General features: G+C 39.7%; 19 protein-coding genes. 10 read left to right on the plus strand and 9 right to left on the minus strand.

What is annotated here, in order from left to right; all coding sequences use genetic code 11:
• Nucleotides 1–95: 95 nt before the first annotated feature.
• The 3 genes from B2R65_RS13655 to acuR form a co-directional block, all read right to left on the minus strand.
• Entirely contained in the window at nucleotides 96–512 is a 417-nt protein-coding gene (locus B2R65_RS13655) for a VF530 family protein (RefSeq protein ID WP_004586518.1), read from the minus strand.
• A 73-nt stretch (nucleotides 513–585) separates the two neighbouring features.
• Entirely contained in the window at nucleotides 586–1,575 is a 990-nt protein-coding gene (gene acuI / locus B2R65_RS13660; protein WP_286743481.1) for an acrylyl-CoA reductase (NADPH), read from the minus strand.
• 50 nt (nucleotides 1,576–1,625) lie between these two features.
• Entirely contained in the window at nucleotides 1,626–2,258 is a 633-nt protein-coding gene (gene acuR, locus B2R65_RS13665) for an acrylate utilization transcriptional regulator AcuR (protein ID WP_029772282.1), read from the minus strand.
• Between the two features lie 609 nt (nucleotides 2,259–2,867).
• Here acuR and rmf point away from each other — a divergent pair.
• On the plus strand, nucleotides 2,868–3,038 hold the full coding sequence (gene rmf / locus B2R65_RS13670; protein WP_004586522.1) for a ribosome modulation factor: 171 nt from the start codon (nucleotides 2,868–2,870) through the stop codon (nucleotides 3,036–3,038).
• Nucleotides 3,039–3,104: 66 nt separating this feature from the next.
• Here the strand turns inward: rmf and fabA are convergent, their stop codons facing one another.
• Complete coding sequence (fabA, locus tag B2R65_RS13675; RefSeq protein ID WP_004586523.1) at nucleotides 3,105–3,620, minus strand: bifunctional 3-hydroxydecanoyl-ACP dehydratase/trans-2-decenoyl-ACP isomerase; 516 nt, start codon at nucleotides 3,618–3,620, stop codon at nucleotides 3,105–3,107.
• A gap of 204 nt (nucleotides 3,621–3,824) precedes the next feature.
• Between fabA and B2R65_RS13680 the strand changes: the two genes are divergently transcribed.
• From B2R65_RS13680 to B2R65_RS13690, 3 genes are read left to right on the plus strand one after another with little or no spacing between them, the layout of a single operon-like run.
• Entirely contained in the window at nucleotides 3,825–4,682 is an 858-nt protein-coding gene (locus tag B2R65_RS13680) for a 6-carboxytetrahydropterin synthase (RefSeq protein WP_029772284.1), read from the plus strand.
• Nucleotides 4,675–5,493 (plus strand): M23 family metallopeptidase, encoded by an 819-nt coding sequence (locus tag B2R65_RS13685; protein ID WP_029772285.1) that lies wholly within the window; start codon nucleotides 4,675–4,677, stop codon nucleotides 5,491–5,493. Before B2R65_RS13680 ends, B2R65_RS13685 begins: the two co-directional genes overlap by 8 nt.
• Before the next feature lie 5 nt (nucleotides 5,494–5,498).
• Entirely contained in the window at nucleotides 5,499–5,930 is a 432-nt protein-coding gene (locus B2R65_RS13690) for an acyl-CoA thioesterase (protein WP_029772286.1), read from the plus strand.
• 212 nt (nucleotides 5,931–6,142) lie between these two features.
• Here the strand turns inward: B2R65_RS13690 and B2R65_RS13695 are convergent, their stop codons facing one another.
• The 5 genes from B2R65_RS13695 to B2R65_RS13715 are packed head-to-tail and all read right to left on the minus strand — an operon-like array spanning nucleotide 6,143 to nucleotide 11,726.
• A complete protein-coding gene (locus tag B2R65_RS13695) occupies nucleotides 6,143–7,465 on the minus strand; it encodes a Na+/H+ antiporter family protein (RefSeq protein ID WP_126007035.1) in 1,323 nt (440 codons plus the stop codon).
• 8 nt (nucleotides 7,466–7,473) lie between these two features.
• Nucleotides 7,474–9,435 carry a transglutaminase TgpA family protein gene (locus tag B2R65_RS13700; protein WP_029772287.1) on the minus strand — a complete coding sequence of 654 codons (1,962 nt, stop codon included), beginning with the start codon at nucleotides 9,433–9,435 and terminating at the stop codon, nucleotides 7,474–7,476.
• Nucleotides 9,428–10,441 carry a DUF58 domain-containing protein gene (locus B2R65_RS13705; protein ID WP_029772288.1) on the minus strand — a complete coding sequence of 338 codons (1,014 nt, stop codon included), beginning with the start codon at nucleotides 10,439–10,441 and terminating at the stop codon, nucleotides 9,428–9,430. The genes B2R65_RS13700 and B2R65_RS13705 overlap by 8 nt, the downstream gene beginning before the upstream one ends.
• Nucleotides 10,425–11,330 (minus strand): AAA family ATPase, encoded by a 906-nt coding sequence (locus tag B2R65_RS13710; RefSeq protein WP_029772289.1) that lies wholly within the window; start codon nucleotides 11,328–11,330, stop codon nucleotides 10,425–10,427. The genes B2R65_RS13705 and B2R65_RS13710 overlap by 17 nt, the downstream gene beginning before the upstream one ends.
• 12 nt (nucleotides 11,331–11,342) lie before the next feature.
• Nucleotides 11,343–11,726 (minus strand): response regulator, encoded by a 384-nt coding sequence (locus tag B2R65_RS13715; RefSeq protein WP_029772290.1) that lies wholly within the window; start codon nucleotides 11,724–11,726, stop codon nucleotides 11,343–11,345.
• Nucleotides 11,727–12,192: 466 nt separating this feature from the next.
• Here B2R65_RS13715 and B2R65_RS13720 point away from each other — a divergent pair, with 466 nt between their 5' ends.
• The 6 genes from B2R65_RS13720 to B2R65_RS13745 all read left to right on the plus strand — a co-directional run bounded on the left by B2R65_RS13720 (nucleotide 12,193) and on the right by B2R65_RS13745 (nucleotide 18,931).
• The gene (locus tag B2R65_RS13720) at nucleotides 12,193–13,515 is read left to right on the plus strand and encodes a hypothetical protein (RefSeq protein ID WP_029772291.1); all 1,323 of its coding nucleotides are present in this window, start codon (nucleotides 12,193–12,195) and stop codon (nucleotides 13,513–13,515) included.
• Between the two features lie 139 nt (nucleotides 13,516–13,654).
• Nucleotides 13,655–14,959 carry an ABC transporter substrate-binding protein gene (locus B2R65_RS13725; RefSeq protein ID WP_029772292.1) on the plus strand — a complete coding sequence of 435 codons (1,305 nt, stop codon included), beginning with the start codon at nucleotides 13,655–13,657 and terminating at the stop codon, nucleotides 14,957–14,959.
• Nucleotides 14,960–15,077: 118 nt separating this feature from the next.
• Nucleotides 15,078–15,950, plus strand: coding sequence for a carbohydrate ABC transporter permease (locus tag B2R65_RS13730; protein ID WP_273610836.1), 873 nt, complete (start codon nucleotides 15,078–15,080; stop codon nucleotides 15,948–15,950).
• A gap of 2 nt (nucleotides 15,951–15,952) precedes the next feature.
• On the plus strand, nucleotides 15,953–16,783 hold the full coding sequence (locus B2R65_RS13735; protein WP_004586533.1) for a carbohydrate ABC transporter permease: 831 nt from the start codon (nucleotides 15,953–15,955) through the stop codon (nucleotides 16,781–16,783).
• Nucleotides 16,784–16,793: 10 nt separating this feature from the next.
• Nucleotides 16,794–17,807, plus strand: coding sequence for an ABC transporter ATP-binding protein (locus B2R65_RS13740; RefSeq protein WP_273610837.1), 1,014 nt, complete (start codon nucleotides 16,794–16,796; stop codon nucleotides 17,805–17,807).
• Nucleotides 17,808–17,971: 164 nt separating this feature from the next.
• Nucleotides 17,972–18,931: a sugar-binding transcriptional regulator gene (locus tag B2R65_RS13745; RefSeq protein WP_064385369.1), complete on the plus strand. Its 960-nt coding sequence runs from the start codon at nucleotides 17,972–17,974 to the stop codon at nucleotides 18,929–18,931.
• Nucleotides 18,932–19,048 lie beyond the last annotated feature (117 nt).

Raw genomic sequence — 19,048 nt, forward strand, 5'->3', positions numbered from 1 at the left:
CGCGTCAATAGCTAGCCTATTGCAAGTAAATTCAACGCTGTTAGCGCTGAAAATAGCTGCTAGAGATAGATTTATTATCCAGAGTTGAGGTTAACTTAGTTACCCCACGGGTTAGTTGCATTTGAGCGTTGTTTTCGTGCCCTGGCGCGTTGTTTAGTGGCCTTTTTTTCCATAATTCGCTTTGCATCACTAAAACTTAATTCGCACGGCTCCCCCGGTTTATGATCAGCAGGAATGACTCTATCTCGTGGCGGTAATTCGTATTGCACATCGTCGGGTTTAGGTAAGTTTTTAAGGCGGTATAGGTAAAAGTTATCTACCTTTTCTTGTGCCCATTGTGTTTTACGTAAAAACTTAACCGCCGATTTTACATCTGGGTTGTTTTTAAAACAGTTTAATTGCAAATAAGCGTGTAGTAGCTCCCACCCATATTGCTCAACCAGTTCTTCAACCACTTGCTCTAATTTTACGCCTTGCAGTGGGTTATTACTGTAAAGATCTTGGTTGCTCATAGGTGTTGCCTCATTAATAAAAATACAAATGCCATTATAAATTTAATAACGAGGCTTTAATAGATAAAATTGCTTAACTTTGGCAATTAACAACTACGCGGCCGCGAATTTTACCTTCCATAAGTTGCTCGGCATTTTCGATTACTTGTTCAAGTGTAATTTCGGTTGAAATTTTATCAAGGTAATCGGCTTTAACTAAGCTTGCTAGTCTGTCCCATGCTTCTACTCTGTCTTTTTTAGGGCGCATAACGCTGTCTATACCAATTAAAGATACACCACGTAAAATAAAGGGCGCTACAGAGGCGGGTAAATCCATGCCTTGGGCTAAACCACACGCAGTAACCACGCCACCGTATTTAAGCGATGCACAAATATTAGCAAGTGTGTGGCTGCCTACCGAATCTATAGCACCCGCAAAGCGCTCTTTTTGAAGTGGCTTACCTGGGTTTGAAAGCTCATCTCGGCTAATAATTTGTGACGCACCTAGCTCTTTTAAGTAATCGCTTTGCTCCATTCTTCCTGTGGCAGCGGTTACGTTATAGCCCAGCTGATTTAATAAATAAATGGCAAAGCTGCCAACACCGCCGTTTGCACCGGTCACTAATATTTCGCCATCACTTGGAGTGATGCCTTGTTTTTCAAGGGCAATAACACTCAGCATTGCTGTGTAGCCTGCGGTGCCAATTTGCATTGCTTGTTTTGGCGAAAGCGCTGCAGGGAGGGGTATTAACCAATCACTATTAAGCGATGCCTTTTGTGCAAGGCCACCCCAGTGTTTTTCGCCCACACCAAAGCCATTTAAAATTACATTATCGCCAACAGTAAATTCATCCGTACTTGTTTCACTTACTTTGCCCACTAAATCGATGCCTGGCACCATAGGAAAACTGCGCACAACAGGGCCTATACCTGTAATGGCTAACCCATCTTTGTAATTGAGTGTGCTGTAAAGTACATCAAGTTGCACGTTTTGATCTGGTAGGTCACTTTGCTGCACTTCACTAAGCGCTGCAGCGTAGTTTTCGTCTTTCGTAATTACTATAGCTTTAACTGAGTTACTCATAACATATCCTTTTAGACCGATCGGTTTTTAATGGCTAAATAAAATGCGCATTAGGTAAGTAATGCGCGTAAAAACATTTCTGTATACAACGTAAGGGGTTTACTTGATTGGGTAAGTTTAGCGCGCATAACGGCGCCTTCCCAGCCAATCCAAAAATATTCACTCATAAGCTGCGTATCAACAGTTTTAGCAAGCGTGCCTTGTTGCTGTGCTTCATTTAAACACTGCTCCACTTGCTGCTGCCATGCTACGTAGCTTTGTAGTAAGCGGATTTTAAATTCATCACTTAAATGATTGAGCTCTTGATTTAAATTGCCGACCAAACAACCGCGTTTGTACTGGTATTTTTGCATGCCCATAATGGCACTTTGCGTAAAGTGAATTAAGCGCTCCAGGGGCGGGGTATTGCTATCGGTTAAATATTTTTTGAGCTTAGTAATAAAGTAGTCATCGTAGGCATTTACTAACGCAATACCAAACGCTTCTTTACTTTTAAAGTAATGATAAAACGAGCCTTTAGGCACGCCGGCTTTTTTTAAAATGGTATCAAGGCCAGTTGCGCTAAAACCAAATTCGGTTAAGGTTTCTAGTCCAACCCTAATAAGGTGCGCTTTGGTATCGGCGTTTTCGCGAGGTATTTTAGGGGGTCTTCCGCGCCGTGCAGGTGCCTGAGCAGTGTTCATTATAAGTAACCCCTAATAGCCTTTTTTATAGTTAATCCATATTAGACCGATCGACTTTAATTAATCAAGCATAAATACCAATTGTTTAAAAATAAATCGTTAAAGCTGTTTTTTAAACAAAAGGGCAAATTGCAATAAAATCGTCATGATTACATTTTTGTTTGGAACTTAGCCAAAAAAGCTGTGTCGGATAAATAGGTCGTGTTAATTTTTGCTGGTTAAATTTGCAGTGGTGTTTGGCATTTAGATAAGGCGATAATGCACCATAAATACCAACTATATGCTGCCCATTAGCTGCTTTCATTAAATAGTTATTTAATCGCTCTAATGGATATATTTAAATCAGCAAAGTAGAACACGCCTTAGCACATAAGTGCATTTAAGCGGTTAGATAGCCGTATTGTAAATTAAAGAAGCAGTAAGAAATGAGGTGGTACGACCACTGTGTTTTTATTAATGTTAAATTATTTTTGCATCAGCATGTTAGTTAATGTCAAACAAATTAATTAATTTTGCTATTTGAATTTAACATTTTTATTAACTATTCATTAAATGTAGATTTCACTAATGCTACAAAATTTATAATTAAAAAAGGTGAGGATATTACCGATGAAGAGACAAAAAAGAGATCGTTTAGAAAGAGCTCATTCTCAAGGTTTTAAAGCAGGTTTAGCCGGACGCTCAAAAGAGCTATGCCCTTATCAGCAAATCGATCCTAAGTCTGAATGGTTAGGCGGTTGGCGTGAAGCAATTGAAAACCGAAACATGTATAAAACCTAATTCATCAGATAAGAATTAACGTAAAAAGGCCTCCAACTGGAGGCCTTTTTGCATACATTACTAACTTTAGAATGCGCTTGTGTCTTGAAATAAGCCCACTTTTAAATCTTTTGCTTCGTAAATTACGCGGCCATCTACTTCAACTGTGCCATCAGCCATACCCATAAATAATTTACGCTTAATTACACGTTTCATATCAAGGCGGTACGTTACTTTTTTAGCGGTAGGTAAAATTTGACCGGTAAATTTAACTTCACCCACACCTAAAGCACGGCCTAAACCAGGCCCACCAGACCAGCCTAAGAAAAAGCCAACGAGTTGCCACATAGCATCTAGCCCTAAACAACCTGGCATAACTGGGTCGCCTTTAAAATGGCAATCGAAAAACCATAGGCTTGGGTCAATATCAAGCTCAGCTACAATTTGGCCTTTACCGTGCTCGCCGCCATCAGCAGTGATTGAAGTAATACGGTCCATCATTAACATGTTGTCGCTTGGTAAACGGCAGTTACCTTCACCAAACATTTCACCTTGACCACATAGGATCAAATCTTCTTTTGTATAGCTATTTTTAGGTTCCATAACACTTATCTTCGCTTAGAAATTGCCAAGTACTTTAGCGTACACTTGTACGCTAAACAACTCGGAGCAGTTGAAAAAAACACTTTTTTGCGTGATTTATCGCCAATCAGTAGTGGCGATTGCTTTTTGCACTATAAAACCGCGCAATTACAATCAGAAATCATTATAATTACCCCTGACTTATAACCAGTTTAAAGGAAGTTTATGATCCTTTTTGTTAACTCACTAACAGTGATTGATTTTTCTTACTTATGTAACAAACGCGGCGCCGTTGGCGAGAGCTGGATTGTTGACTTAACGTTGCATGGCAAGCTAAATGAAGAGTCTATGGTGTTAGACTTTGGCTTAGTTAAAAAGCAAATTAAAGGCATAATTGACGACTGTTTAGATCACAAATTAGCAATTGCTAAAGGTTTAAATGGCACAGTACAAGAATTTGATTCGCACAAAACACTCGATTGCACATTTGGTGATAACCACCATTTAGCCATGAGTGCTCCGCATCAAGCTTATTGCATGATAGACGCGCCAGAAATTAGCGTTGAATCAGTGACTGAATTTTTAATCGACACTATTTTACCAAAACTGCCAGGAAACATTGAAAAAATTGAGTTGTCGCTTAAACCAGAGCACAGCCAAAGTTTTTATTATCATTACAGCCATGGCCTTAAAAAGCACGATGGCAACTGTCAGCGTATTATTCATGGCCATCGTTCGCAAATTGGTATTAGTTTAGATGGTATGTCTATGCCACGCTTACAAAAGCAATGGGCAGAAAAATGGCAAGATATTTACTTAGCCACACGTGAAGACCAAATCACAGCAAGCGAATTAAAACACATAAGCGCTAAAAACGATGATGTGTGTTTTGCTTATACCGCTGCACAAGGTTACTTTGAAATGGCGATTAGCGAGTCACGCTGTGACATTTTACCTGTTGATACAACGGTAGAATGTATTGCTCAACACCTTGCTGAGCAAGTTAAGGCAGAATACCCCGACAAAGACGTAAAAATTACCGCATATGAAGGCGTAGGAAAGGGATCGATTAGTTATGCTTAAAACTCTTTTAGCAACAGCGCTTGTAACCACAACTAGCTTTAGTGCATTAGCGCTTGAGCTAAAAGGGCACCTAACGCAGGGCGGCTTAGTGACTGGCAAGCTTGAAAATGTAAAGTCGGTATCGCTAGATGGTAAAACATTAAAGTTATCAGACTCTGGCGATTTTGTGTTTGGCTTTGGTCGCGATGCGAAAGCAAAACACGTCCTTACGTGGGTAGATAATAATGGTAAAACACACACGCAAGATTTAATGATCACTAAACGTGATTATAAAATTGATAAAATTACCGGTGTGGCTAAAAAGTATGTGTCGCCCCCTAAAGAAGTAAGCGCACGTATTAGCCGTGAGGCGCAAGCAATACGTAAAGCGCGCGCAGTTAACTCTGATTTACAGTACTTTTTAGAGCCGGTATTAAAGCCTGCACAAGGGCGTATATCGGGTGTTTATGGTAGCCAACGTTATTTTAACGGCGAACCGCGACGCCCACATTTCGGTTTAGATATTGCCAATAAAACCGGCTCACCTGTTTATGCTCCGATTAGTGGCACCGTGGTGTTTGCCGACCCCGATTTATACTACTCTGGCGGTACGCTTATTATTGACCACGGCCATGGCGTTACCTCTACATATATTCATTTAAGCAAATTAGATGTAAAAGTAGGCGATACAATAAGCCAAGGCGACAAAGTTGCCGAAATAGGTGCAACAGGGCGTGTAACAGGCCCACACCTTGATTGGCGTTTTAACTGGGAAGGCGAGCGCCTAGACCCAGCATTATTGATGCAAGATAAGCTTGCTAATAAAAAGTAGATACTATGACAGACATTAACCGCGATGCAATTATTGCAAAGCGTATTGAAGACTCAACGACCTCGGTTACTAAAACGGTGTTTCCTGGGCGCACTAACCATCACAACACATTATTTGGTGGCGATGCGTTAGCATGGATGGACGAGGTTGCTTTTATTGCCGCCACTCGTTTTTGCCGAAAGCCGTTAGTGACTATTTCATCTGATAGAGTTGATTTTAAAGAGGCTATTCCAGCGGGTACTTTTGCTGAGCTAATTGCTAAAGTTGTGCATGTGGGCAATACATCACTTAAAGTGGATGTGGATATTTGTTTAGAAACCATGCATAAAGATGATAAGCACTCGGCTATTTCAGGCAGCTTTACCTTTGTGGCCGTAGATGATGACCACAGACCGACACCGGTTGTGTGCGATAAAATGATTTACGGGTTTGAATAAGTAAATATTAAGGCAAGCGGCCTTTAAATAAGCACCTTTATTAGGTGCTTATTTAATTATATAAAAAGAACACATCATACTAGTTGATTGTAAAAGCAATCTTAGCAACTATAAAAATATATAGATTAGATCAGCAAAGAGGGAGGTATAAAAAAGGCATGAAATACATGCCTTAAAAATAATGAATTATACAAACTATAAGTGCAGAGGTGTTAAAGCACCATAGCCGCAATCCAACCAAATATAAGTAATGGAATATTAAAATGTATAAAGGTGGGGATCACCGAATCTCGTATATGGTCATGTTGACCATCGGCATTTAAACCAGATGTTGGCCCAAGTGTAGAGTCAGAGGCTGGAGAGCCCGCATCACCTAATGCACCCGCTGTACCCACTAAAGCCGCAGTTGCCATAACCGAGAAACCTAAATCTAAACATAAAGGCACAAATAAGGTAGCTATAATTGGCACTGTAGAAAACGAACTACCAATACCCATTGTTATCAATAATCCCACCAATAAAATAGAGGCCGCAGCGAGGGGCTTATTGCCATCAAATAATGCAGCGCCACTGTGAACTAAACTTGCTACATCACCGGTTGCTTTCATTACTGAGGCAAATCCTTGAGCCGAAATCATAATAAAGCCAATCATCGCCATCATGGCGACGCCTTTACTAAATACGTCGCCGTTTTCTTCCCACTTAACAACACCAAATACACTAAATATCATTACGCCAACAAGGCCGCCTAATATCATAGAGCCACTTAGGTTTTGTGCAACCAAGGATGAAAGCACAGCAAACAAACCTACTATCATTACTTTTTTTGGTTTCTCAATGTCGGTAGCTTTGCTTTGTGTTGTTAACGGTTGCGCTTGGTAGTCACGGCGTTTTGCGTAACTTATAAATACCGCAATAATTAACCCAACCAACATACCGCAGGCAGGAATAATCATTGCCATAGGCACTTGTGTGTTAACTATGTCTAGGCCGTTATCAACTAAGTTTTTATGCAAAATAGAGTATAAGTAAATGCCACCAAATCCATAAGGCAATACCATGTAAGAGGTAGCTAAACCAAACGTTAATATACAGGCAATGGCGCGGCGGTCTAAACGTAGTTGATTAAACACAACGAGCAAAGGGGGGATTAAAATAGGTATAAAGGCTATGTGCACAGGGACTAAATTTTGAGATGAAATAGCGCAGCCTAATATAATTAATAAAATAAAATAGCTTAAAAAGGTTTCGCTGCCAGCACCTTGTGCATTCACTTTGTTTAATAGCTTTTCGGCGAGGATACGGGTTAATCCCGATTTTGAAATAGCCACTGCAAAGGCACCTAACATTGCGTAACTTAGTGCAATTTCAGCGCCGGCCGACAAGCCAGAATTAAATGCATCAACACTTTCTTTTATCCCTAAACCCGCTGTTAAACCAGCTACAAGTGCACTAATTATCATAGCTACAATGACATTTACACGGGCTAAGGAGAGCCCAAGCATTAAAATAACGCCTATAACAACCGCATTCATAGTTTTCTCTATTTTGAAGATTTAATTAATTTTATCAGATCTTTAGCCTGATTTTTACGTTCTTTAGTAAAAGGTTTTTTAGCGTAGCGCACTTGGTTAAATAAATAGCTAAATTCGCTTAAAGGTTCCGCAGCATTAGGGCTTTGCTCAGCAAAGTATATTAACTGCTGATTAGGTGAATAATGACTAGGCGCCGCTATGTCGTTTTTATCTGCCCAGTGCTTAATTACCTCAAATTCTGAAACTAACGGCGGGCGTTTACTTTTATTGCGTGGCCAATTTAAATAAATAAAGTAAGCAGCAAAGCTAAAAGCAAGCCCTAAAATAACCGCTAAAGGTACCAACCAAAGATGTTTACTACCAAAAAGTGATTTTAAAAAGTTGCTTTGCTTTTCTTCGTCAAAGCCAAGTACCCAGCTAGTCCATTGGTAATCAAAGGTTTCTAGTTTGAGCCTTAACCAATTAACGGCTGCAAAGTTACTTAAACTCACTAAACCAAAATCGAGATTATTTTTAAATTCATCATTGAGTTCTTCGTTTTGCGAAAGTGAACCATTTAACCGCTCGGGGGCGACCACCGCAGTGGCATCAAAAATCTGCCACTGATTATTAATATACACTTCAACCCAAGCGTGGGCATCGTATTGGCGAACCGATAAATAATTATTTGTTTGGTTTTTTTCGCCACCTAAATAACCGCTGGCCAAGCGCGCGGGAATACCGGCGCTTCTAAAAATATACGCTGCTGCACTGGCGTAATGGCCGCAAAAGCCGCGCTTTTTATCAAATAAAAATTGATCAATAGTGCTGTCACCGGTCATTGGCTCAGGGGTTAACGTGTAACTAAATTCTTGTTTAGAAAAGTAGCTAAGCAATGCATTATAAAAGTCGCTTTGCGAGGTGGTTGATTGTTTAAGTTTGGCAGCAAGCTTGGCTGCTTGTTGGTTTGTTTGGTTATTTAAGCGTGTGTAATAAGCGGTTTGCCAATCTGAAAGTTGCTCAGTACTCAGTGCTGCACTTGATACCTGATACTGCAAGCTTTTAGCTTGATATTGTTTTTTTCGAAGTAGCCCCAGCGCATTACTTTCAACATCTTTATTGTTACTGGTTGAGTAATCAAGCCCATATAACCATTTTTGATTAGCAGGCTCGGCAATAATTGTGTAGGTATTTTGTACTGCAATTTGTTTATTGGGATCTGCGCTTTGATTATTATATTTTAATAAATCAGATGTTTTCCACGCTTTACCATCAAAGGTATCGTGCACAAGTGCTCGCCAATAATAAGGTGAGGCGGGCGTGTCGTTATCAAAACGCGCTCTAAAAACAAGTTCATCAGAATTAGACAGCTTTGCAATATCAAACGGGTCTACCTGTTCAGAAAGCCCTGTTTTAGCAAGCTTGGGCCCAGGTAACTGCCAAAAAGCGGGCATTTTAGGTAAAAACAACAACAAAAATATAGCTAAGGGCAAAGCAATAAATAACAGCTTAGCACTTTGTTTAGAGGCTAATTTTAAACTATGAGAAGATTCAATTAAGCTCAATACAGCAAAATTGAGTAAAAATAGGGTGCTCATGGTTAAGGTGGTTATTATGCTTTGGTTAAACAAATACGCCGATGAAATAGAAAAAAACGTGAGTGTGACAATAATATGGTAATGTTTTTTTGTTTTAGCCTGCAGTAATTTAAAAATACTAGAGAGCAATAACATAGCAACAAACAATATGACTGTATCGCCTATACCTATGGTGTAAATCATTAATATTAAGGCTAATCCAGCCAAAATATTTGCAAGCCACGCGTTAGGTTTAGGGTTGTTAGTCAGTGTTAAGTACACGTTCCAAAGGCATAAAAGCGATAAAACCCCAATAAACAGTATGGGCATATGCGATAAATAAAACGCAAATAAGCAGGCGTATATAAAGCTCATTGCTAAATTAATTGCCCGGTAATTTAATAGCTCAGCCATTAGTTGCTCCGCCGTATTCGCTCAGAAGTGCTAAACACTGTGATTTATCGTGCGTGTCGTTAGTTGCTTTGTAACTTGCTGAGGGCAAAATTAGTGTAAACGGCGTGTTGTTTTCGCATGCATTACACACTAAAAAGCAAAGCTGACTCAAGCGTTGCTCGGTGTTACCCGTTAGCAGGTTAAAATCAAAAACAATATCGGACTTTTTATAATCTATAAATTCTTTTACGAGTAACTGCTGCGATTTAGCGTAATGTTTCCATGAAATTCGCTGCAATCCCATTTCTGGTAAATGCGTAATCAGCTCATCAAACTCTTCGCTGCCGGGCTCTTTAATACTGCCTGTTTGCGTAGTGTGTTCAAACGTACTGTTGTAAGTGTCGTTTAATACATGCTCCGGCGCAGGGTAAACGTAAACAGAGTCATTGGGTTGTATATAACTCCACACGCTTACCAGCCCAAACGGGTAATTACTGTGTATTTTAAATCGTTCAAGGGTATATTTACCGCGAGTATTGTAAGGTAGGTTAATAATTAAAGAGTTGTCTTTGGGTGTAACTTGCGTTAATTGCTTTGCGTATTCTGGGTCACTCGAGTAGCTAAGCGATACTGATTGCGTAAGTGTAGGGGCTTTTAAAATAAACTTAACCGAGCCTTTATTTGGTGAGAAGCTGGCAAAACTTTTTATATATTCAACTTTTAGCCCTTTGGCGTTTGTATAACCAAGCAGCACAGCAATAATCATCACCACAAACATTAAATAAGCCATCACCAAAATTAAGTTATTTTGATAATTAATGCCCATAACAAAATTTAAAATAGCCACAATAATAAAGTAAAAGCCGAGCTGCGAGGGCACTACATAAATATTGTTATGAGCTAGCGTAATGGATTGCTTTGAATGCTTGTTTTTAAGTAGTTTATTAAGTATGCGCTTTTTTAATGCGCCTAATATACTGACCTTTTGGGCTTTTTTTTTAAATAACACGTTAAACTGGCACAGCAACGGTTTTTAAGATTTCATTTACTTGTGCTTCTCCCGACTCGTTATGCAGTCCTAAGCGGTGTTGGCACACACTTGCAAATACTGCTTGTACATCGTCAGGGGTTACAAACTCTCGCCCTTCAATAAATGCCCACGACTTAGCCGCTTTGGCAAGCGCCATACTTGCCCGAGGAGAGAGCGAGCCTGCAAATGCAGCGCTTTGACGAGTATGCGTTACTAATTCAATAATGTAATCGATTACAGGGCTACTTATCACAATTTGGTTAATTAAGGTTTGAATTTGTTGTAGCTGCTTAGCGTCTATTCTTTGTGGTAATTGGCTGTAGTCTCGCGGTTTAATGTTTAAAATAAGTTGTTTTTCAGCCTCTTTAGGAGGAAAACCCAAACTTATGCGCATTAAAAATCGATCTAACTGCGATTCTGGAAGTGGGTAAGTACCCGACTGATAAAGCGGGTTTTGCGTGGCAATTACAAAAAAAGGATTTGGTAATGTGTACTTAGTACCATCTACTGTAACTTGCTGCTCTTCCATCGCCTCAAGCAATGCACTTTGCGTTTTAGGGCCCGCGCGGTTTATTTCATCTGCTAATACAACTTGGCTAAAAATCGGCCCTTTATGAAATGTAAACGTGTGCTCATTAGCGTTAAATACATTAGTTCCTAAAATATCGGCAGGTAAAAGATCGCTTGTAAATTGTATACGCTGATACGACAGCCCAAGCACAGCAGCAAGTGCATGTGAGAGCGTAGTTTTGCCCATACCGGGTAAATCTTCTATCAGTAAATGTCCTTCACTGAATAAGCAGGTGAGTGCTAGTTTTATTTGTTGTTTTTTTCCAAAAATAACACTCGATAAATCGTCGATAATTGCCGTAACAGTGCTTTGCATACTGACCTTATATTATTCGCTTAGTTCGAGGCGCTTCATAACAGAATTAACTTTTTTAGCGTTAAAAGGTTTTTCTATAAAGCCTTTAGCGCCTAATTCCCATGTGTTTTGCACGTTTTCAAGGGTGTTATGACCCGAGCACATAACAACGTGAGCGTGAGGGTAGCTATCATTAATATGTTCTAGAATATCAGAGCTTTCAGAATCAGGTAAGTCCACATCCAAAAATATGACATTGGGTGATTTTTTATCAAGAAGGGGTTTTGCAGAAAGGTAATCGTTGCTTTCTAAAATATCTTCAAAGCCTAGCTCCGTTAATATTTGGTTTAGGTAGTCACGTATTTCCTTAACGTCATCAATAATAAGTATAGGCTCAAGCGGGCGCACAAATTCCATATGTTAATTACTTCTATTTTTTATACATCTAAAGTAATTTAATTTTATGCTAAGCACTGTATAAGCTCAAGAAAGTAAATCAAAAAACAACCAATTAGCGCTTTTACGCGCCTAAACCTGCCGTATTAATTAAACGCCCACACCATTTAATTGGTTAATAAATGTTAAATAACGCTCTTCAATAGCCCTCTACAGAACATTTTAAATAAGACTTTAGTCATAACTGGCAATTTTATTTTGGAATTCAAAACTATTAAACCCTTGTTTATAAATGTAAATTTTTATAAACACGATTTCATGTAAATGTTTTGTAATAAAAGATGTTGACGTTACATTATTCATTTGTGATTATGCTCATTAGCTGAGCCAATGCCCATTACGAAGTTTAAAAACACATTTAAATAAAATGCCCATTTGCTTTAGCTGCACACTGAAAATACACAACACACTAAATAGAGAGTTCATTATGTTAAATAATAAGAAAGCTAAATTTGCGCTAACTTTAGTAGCAGCAGCGTTGGCGGCGCCTGCACAAGCAGAAATGTCAGATTACTTTGACCGCCTTGACGTTAACTTTCTAGCAATGCAAAACTTTCAGTCTATACAAGCTAAAGACGGTGCATTTCGTCCTGGAGATGAAGAGCAGTCATCAGGTTTTGGGCGTATTAGAGCTAACTTAATGCTTAAGTTTCATATAAATGAATACATTACTGCCGACATTGATATAGCCGAAGAGCCAAACGATTTTGGCGGCGGCGACCGTGATTTTTCGTTCCATAACGACTTTGCAGGTATTGAATTTGATTTACTTGGCTTATACGGGACACCAAACGAAAACGAAAATTTAACGCTTCGTTTAGGTAATATTGGCGCGTCTCCATTTCAGTTCAAAGGTTTTCAAGACGGCGCTGATAACCAAGGTAATGCCTTAATTGGTAACGGCATTAACGACTACGCAACCGCAGAAAACGGTGCACAATTAAGCTACACAGAAACTTTTGACAGTGGTGTGCTTCGTTCTTATAACGTGGCAGGTCACATTACTACATCAAGCTTTGGCGAAGCATTTCAAGAAGATAGAGGCTTTAATTACCGCTTACAAGGTACATTAGAGTTTGAAGGTGGCTTTAAAGTTGGCTTAAATTACTTACAAGCTAACCAAGGCGACCAACTTCGTTTTGAAAATGGCGTAGCGAGCTTAGATGGACTCACAACAACAAATTACCGTTTTGGTGATGGCGAAAACTATAACTTTTCGGCTTCTCCTTCAAGCGAACGTGATACTCACGTAGGTGTTATGCCAGGGCTTGATCAGTCTATCATTCAATTAAATTTAGCGTATCAGCCATCAGATCAAACCAGCATCATTTTAATGTTGGGTAAATCGTCTGACGATTACACCTTTGCAGACTCTGCAGGTAACGCAGTGGCAGGTATTACCTACTTTGGTACAGATGGCGTGGCAGACGAAAACGGTACTACGTTTGATTCTAACAGTGTAATTAAAGGCGAAAGCTCAGTAGAATATTACGCCGTTGAAGCACAGCAATATATCATTCCTGAAAAACTTTACGTAGCCGCACGCTATGCAGAGTCAGAAAACACTTCCGATTTAATCAGCCAAAACGATAACACAGTTGAGCGCTTACAAGTAGCCGCAGGTTACTGGTTTACAGATTCTACACTTTTAAAAGTTGAGTATGTAAACCAAGAAGAAGGCGCAAACTCAGGCGGCCAAATTGGTCGTGGTTTTGACGGTTTCACCTCAGAAATCTCAGTTAAATTTTAAATAGCTTACTAACTTACTGTTTGGTTTAAAGGTAATTTCAGCGCTGTAAATACGTTGAAATTACTCACCGCTTTATTTACTAAGGCGCTTTACAGTTATTTTTTAAGCGTCATTTAACATATTTATGAGGGTTAACCCGATGAAAACTAAATTATTAATGCTCGCGTGTTCAGTTATGGCTATTAACGTAGCCGCTAAAGAAACCATAACCATTGCCACTGTTAATAATGGTGACATGATCACCATGAAAGAGCTTAGCAATCATTTTGAAGAACAAAACCCAGATATTTCATTAAAATGGGTAACACTAGAAGAAAATATTTTACGTCAACGTGTAACAACCGATGTTGCCACAAAAGGCGGCCAATACGATGTAATGACAATTGGCACATATGAAGTGCCAATTTGGGGTAAACAAAACTGGCTAACTGAGCTTGATAACCTAGGTGAAAATTACGACGTTGATGACTTACTACCGGCTATTCGCAGTGGCTTAACGATAGATAACAAATTATACGCGGCCCCATTTTATGGCGAAAGCTCTATGGTTATGTACCGTACAGACCTAATGGAAAAAGCCGGCCTAGAAATGCCAAACGCGCCTACGTGGAGCTTTATTCAAAAAGCTGCAAAAGCGATGACCAATAAAGATGAAGGTGTTTATGGCCTTTGCTTACGCGGTAAAGCGGGTTGGGGCGAAAATGTTGCTTTAATTACTTCAATGGCAAATTCGTTTGGCGCTCGCTGGTTTGATGAAAATTGGAAACCACAATTTAACACCCCAGAGTGGAAAGCCACACTCCAGTACTATGTAGATGTTATGAAAGAGTCTGGACCTGCGGGTTCGTCAGCGAATGGGTTTAACGAAAACCTAGCGTTATTTCAAACGGGTAAATGTGGTATCTGGATTGATGCAACGGTTGCTGGCGCATTTGTAACCAATAAAAAAGATTCTGAAGTCGCTGATAAAGTAGGCTTTGCACTTGCACCAGATAATGGCCTAGGTAAACGTGGTAATTGGCTATGGTCATGGACACTTGCAATTCCTTCTAGTAGTAAAAAATCTGATGCTGCAATGAAATTTATTAGCTGGGCTACATCAAAAGAGTACAGCCAATTAGTTGCCGATAACAAAGGCTGGGCAAAAGTACCGCCGGGTACTCGCGCATCACTTTATGAAAACGAGCAATACATGAATGCAGCACCGTTTGCACAAATAACGCTTGATTCTATTAATTCGGCCGACCCGAAAAACCCTACTGTTAAACCCGTGCCTTATGTTGGCATTCAGTTTGTTGCTATCCCTGAATTTCAAGGAATTGGCACTGCTGTTGGGCAGCAGTTTTCCGCTGCACTTACTGGGCAAATGACTGTTGAGCAAGCGCTTAACACATCACAACGCCTAGTTGAGCGCACAATGCGTAAAGCACGCTACCCAAAATAAATAAGTAGGCGGGTAAGTTTAACGCTTACCTCGTATTTTTCGTCAGCATTAGCATGTTATCTAGTAGCCGTTTGTCGTTGTTGCTAAGGATAATGCTGACTTTTTGAAGGTCACTGATATGGCAACTACACAGTCTCGTACGCTTGCACGCACAATGCTATTTCCTAGTGTAATTTTATTACTAGGATGGATGATAGTGCCGCTGTGCATGACACTCTATTTCTCGTTTGTAGATTACAACTTACTTATTCCTGGTGAACGTGAATTTGTAGGCTTTTTAAACTACGAGTTTTTTTTAACAGATCCCGCATTTGTTGAATCCTTTTTTAATACCCTTTATTTAGTAACGGGTGTATTAGCTATCACAATTTGTGGTGGTATCGGTTTAGCTGTTCTCCTCGACCAAGCAATATGGGGGCGAAACTATGTTCGTATTATGGTTCTCGCCCCATTTTTTGTTATGCCAACCGTATCGGCTTTGGTGTGGAAAAACATGTTTATGAACCCTGTAAACGGATTATTTGCACACTTTGCAATTTGGCTCGGGTTTGAACCTATCGACTTTTTTGCGCAAATGCCTTTGTTTTCAATCATTATTATTGTTTCTTGGCAGTGGTTACCGTTTGCAGCGTTGATATTACTCACGGCAATTCAATCCCTTGACCGCGAACAACTCGAAGCTGCCGATTTAGATGGTGCAGGGCCTTTTAGTAAGTTTTTTTACATCGTGCTGCCGCATTTATCTCGCGCTGTTACCGCTGTTATTTTAATTGAAACTATATTTTTATTGTCTATTTTTGCAGAAATTTTAGTGACAACCAGTGGCGGGCCTGGGTATGCATCAACCAATATTACTTACTTAATTTACACCCAATCGTTATTACAATTTGATGTAGGCGGGGGCTCAGCAGGGGGCATAGTTGCAGTAATTATTGCCAATATTGTAGCCATATTTTTAATGCGCCTTATTGGTAAAAACTTAGAGGGTTAATCATGGCTAGTGCAGCAAATAAAAAATCAAAACTAATTTATACCCTGGCAGCATGGACCATCAGTGGGATGATATTTTTCCCAATTTTATGGACATTAATCACCAGTTTTAAAACCGAAGCAGAAGCAATATCAGCCACACCAGCGTTATTTGCTTTTGATTGGACACTGGAAAACTATCAAGATGTGTTAGCCCGCTCGCCGTATTTTGATCACTTTTGGAACTCGGTGGTTATATCACTCGGCTCAAGTTTATTGGGCTTATTAATAGCCGTACCAGCCGCGTGGTCAATGGCGTTTGTGCAAACTAAAAAAACTAAAAACCTACTTATGTGGATGCTTTCTACAAAAATGCTCCCGCCGGTAGGGGTGTTAATTCCTATTTATTTACTCTTTAGAGACTTTGCCTTATTAGATACAAAACTGGGCTTAGTTATTGTTATGACCTTAATAAACTTACCGATTATGGTATGGATGTTATACACCTACTTTAGAGAAATTCCGGGTGAAATTTTAGAGGCGTCACGAATGGATGGTGCAACTATTGGCGAGGAAATATTTCATGTATTACTGCCAATCGCATTACCCGGCATAGCCTCAACATTACTGTTAAACGTAATTTTGGCATGGAACGAAGCATTTTGGACACTCATTCTAACCGCTGCGAATGCCGCACCACTAACGGCATTTATTGCCAGTTACTCAAGCCCAGAAGGGTTATTTTACGCCAAGTTGTCGGCAGCATCTGCCATGGCCATTGTGCCAATATTAATTCTTGGTTGGTTTAGTCAAAAACAATTAGTGCGCGGCTTAAGCTTTGGCGCAGTAAAGTAGGAGAACACACATGGGCAGCATCACACTAAAAAAAGTAACTAAAAGTTTTGATGAAGTTAACGTAATTAAACCGCTTGATTTAGAGATAAAAGACGGTGAATTTATTGTATTTGTAGGGCCATCGGGCTGTGGTAAATCAACATTACTACGTATGATTGCCGGATTGGAAGACACAACCAGCGGCACAATTGAGATTGATGGCCAAGATGCAACACAGACGCCACCGGCAAAACGTGGTTTAGCTATGGTCTTTCAGTCGTACGCTTTGTACCCGCACATGAGTGTACGCAATAATATTGCGTTTCCACTAAAACGTGCAAAAGTAAGCCCTGCTGAAATTGAAAGTAAAATAGCAAATGCTGCTAAAATACTTAATTTAACTGATTACCTAGACCGTAAACCAGGGCAATTATCTGGCGGGCAACGCCAACGTGTAGCAATAGGGCGCGCAATTGTTAGGCAACCGTCGGCTTTTTTGTTTGACGAACCGCTTTCAAATTTAGATGCATCACTGCGTGTAAATATGCGCTTAGAGATTTCTGAACTACACAAAAGCTTAGCTACAACAATGATTTATGTAACACATGACCAAGTTGAAGCGATGACTATGGCAGACAGAATTGCGGTATTTAATGGGGGGATTATTGAGCAAGTTGGTACGCCACTTGAGCTGTATCAGCACCCGGTAAATAAATTTGTGGCAGGCTTTATTGGTTCACCAAAAATGAACTTTATTGAAGTAGATAACGATAGCCATGCACAAACGCATAGTTTAGGTGTGCGTCCTGAGCACTTTGAAATTTCAACTGAGTCAGGAACTTGGCAAGGTACTGTAGGCGTAATCGAGCATTTAGGTTCTGAAAGCTTTTTACATGTAACTATTAACGATGGCAGTACGGTTACGGTAAAAGCAGATGGCGATTGCCCACTACAATATGGTGATACAATTTATTTAAGTGCGCCTGAGCACAAGGTACATAGATTTGATAAAAATGGTTTAACGATTAAAAAACCAACAGTTTAATCCGCCGTTTTAGGCCAATACTTTAGGAATAGCAAATTTACCCAAAGTATTGGTTATTAAATTAATGTGACACTTCGGCATTTTATAAATGAATGATATATTTGCAAATATTATAAAATGATTTATCGCTAAAACTAAGCGGCTTATCAAAATAAGAGGTTTATGTGGCAAAGCTATCAAATACAGAAATACGTAAGCTCGATGATGCAGCTAGAGCAGGGTGGCTCTATTATGTTGCGGGTAAAACACAAGACGAAATTGCCAAGAAGCTCAATGTATCTCGTCAATCGGCTCAACGTATGGTGGCATTATCTGTAAGCCAAGGGCTTATTAAAGTAAGGCTCGATCATCCTATTGCTAAATGTATGGATTTAGCAGAAAAAATTAAAAGCCGTTTTGGCTTAGACTCTTGTGAAGTAGTGCCTAGCGATGGCTCAGATCCAAACTCTACAGTGGGTTTAGCGCAAGCCGGTGCTGCTGAAATACAACGCCATTTAAAATCAGAAACACCGAAAATTTTAGCTATGGGGACCGGGCGCGTACTACGTGCATGCGTTGATGAACTGCCAACGCTAGATTGTAGCCAACACAAAGTAGTGGCTATGCTTGGTAACATGGCACTTGACGGGTCGGCTTCACCTTATGATGTAGTTGTTAGAATGGCCGAGCATATAAATGCAAAGCATTACCCAATGCCGCTTCCTGTATTACCAAGAAGTGTTGAAGAAAAACAGCAATTGCATTCACAACATAATATTACCAGTAACTTAAAATTGGCCACCCAAGCCGACGTAACGTTTGTGGGTGTAGGTAGCCTAGGCGAAAAATCGCCATTGCATATTGATGGCTTTGTTGATGAGCAAGAGCTAAAAGAGCTACAAAGTTTAGGGGCTGTGGGCGAAATGATCAGCTGGGTTTACGACAAACGCGGCCAATTAATTGACTGCACTGTAAACCAACGTGTTGCCAGTACGCCATTAAAAATTGAAGGTAATAAACAAATTTACGCTATAGCCGCCGGTGAAGATAAAGTACTTGCGATACTTGGTGCAGTTAGATCGAATATGATCAGCGGTTTAATTACTAACGAATACACAGCAGAACGTATTTTAAGTATGGATTAGCTAAGGTTGTTTAGCTAGCTTTTTAAAATCTACGGATAATAACTGACTTAATGAGCCTTTATTTTTCAAATAAAGAAAATTAACAGGCTCATTTAAAATACCAATAAAGTTTTAATA

The organism is Pseudoalteromonas sp. UBA2102, assembly GCF_002331165.1.
Classification (GTDB): domain Bacteria; phylum Pseudomonadota; class Gammaproteobacteria; order Enterobacterales; family Alteromonadaceae; genus Pseudoalteromonas; species Pseudoalteromonas atlantica.

What these genes read in the sequence shown, in the direction of transcription:
- B2R65_RS13680 (WP_029772284.1), top strand. Translation starts at nt 3,825, where the DNA reads ATGATCCTTTTTGTTAACTCACTAACAGTGATTGATTTTTCTTACTTA.
- B2R65_RS13715 (WP_029772290.1), bottom strand. Translation starts at nt 11,726, where the DNA reads ATGGAATTTGTGCGCCCGCTTGAGCCTATACTTATTATTGATGACGTT.
- B2R65_RS13725 (WP_029772292.1), top strand. Translation starts at nt 13,655, where the DNA reads ATGAAAACTAAATTATTAATGCTCGCGTGTTCAGTTATGGCTATTAAC.
- fabA (WP_004586523.1), bottom strand. Translation starts at nt 3,620, where the DNA reads ATGGAACCTAAAAATAGCTATACAAAAGAAGATTTGATCCTATGTGGT.
- B2R65_RS13690 (WP_029772286.1), top strand. Translation starts at nt 5,499, where the DNA reads ATGACAGACATTAACCGCGATGCAATTATTGCAAAGCGTATTGAAGAC.
- B2R65_RS13720 (WP_029772291.1), top strand. Translation starts at nt 12,193, where the DNA reads ATGTTAAATAATAAGAAAGCTAAATTTGCGCTAACTTTAGTAGCAGCA.
- B2R65_RS13735 (WP_004586533.1), top strand. Translation starts at nt 15,953, where the DNA reads ATGGCTAGTGCAGCAAATAAAAAATCAAAACTAATTTATACCCTGGCA.
- B2R65_RS13730 (WP_273610836.1), top strand. Translation starts at nt 15,078, where the DNA reads ATGGCAACTACACAGTCTCGTACGCTTGCACGCACAATGCTATTTCCT.
- B2R65_RS13655 (WP_004586518.1), bottom strand. Translation starts at nt 512, where the DNA reads ATGAGCAACCAAGATCTTTACAGTAATAACCCACTGCAAGGCGTAAAA.
- B2R65_RS13685 (WP_029772285.1), top strand. Translation starts at nt 4,675, where the DNA reads ATGCTTAAAACTCTTTTAGCAACAGCGCTTGTAACCACAACTAGCTTT.
- rmf (WP_004586522.1), top strand. Translation starts at nt 2,868, where the DNA reads ATGAAGAGACAAAAAAGAGATCGTTTAGAAAGAGCTCATTCTCAAGGT.
- B2R65_RS13740 (WP_273610837.1), top strand. Translation starts at nt 16,794, where the DNA reads ATGGGCAGCATCACACTAAAAAAAGTAACTAAAAGTTTTGATGAAGTT.
- B2R65_RS13710 (WP_029772289.1), bottom strand. Translation starts at nt 11,330, where the DNA reads ATGCAAAGCACTGTTACGGCAATTATCGACGATTTATCGAGTGTTATT.
- B2R65_RS13700 (WP_029772287.1), bottom strand. Translation starts at nt 9,435, where the DNA reads ATGGCTGAGCTATTAAATTACCGGGCAATTAATTTAGCAATGAGCTTT.
- B2R65_RS13695 (WP_126007035.1), bottom strand. Translation starts at nt 7,465, where the DNA reads ATGAATGCGGTTGTTATAGGCGTTATTTTAATGCTTGGGCTCTCCTTA.
- acuR (WP_029772282.1), bottom strand. Translation starts at nt 2,258, where the DNA reads ATGAACACTGCTCAGGCACCTGCACGGCGCGGAAGACCCCCTAAAATA.
- acuI (WP_286743481.1), bottom strand. Translation starts at nt 1,575, where the DNA reads ATGAGTAACTCAGTTAAAGCTATAGTAATTACGAAAGACGAAAACTAC.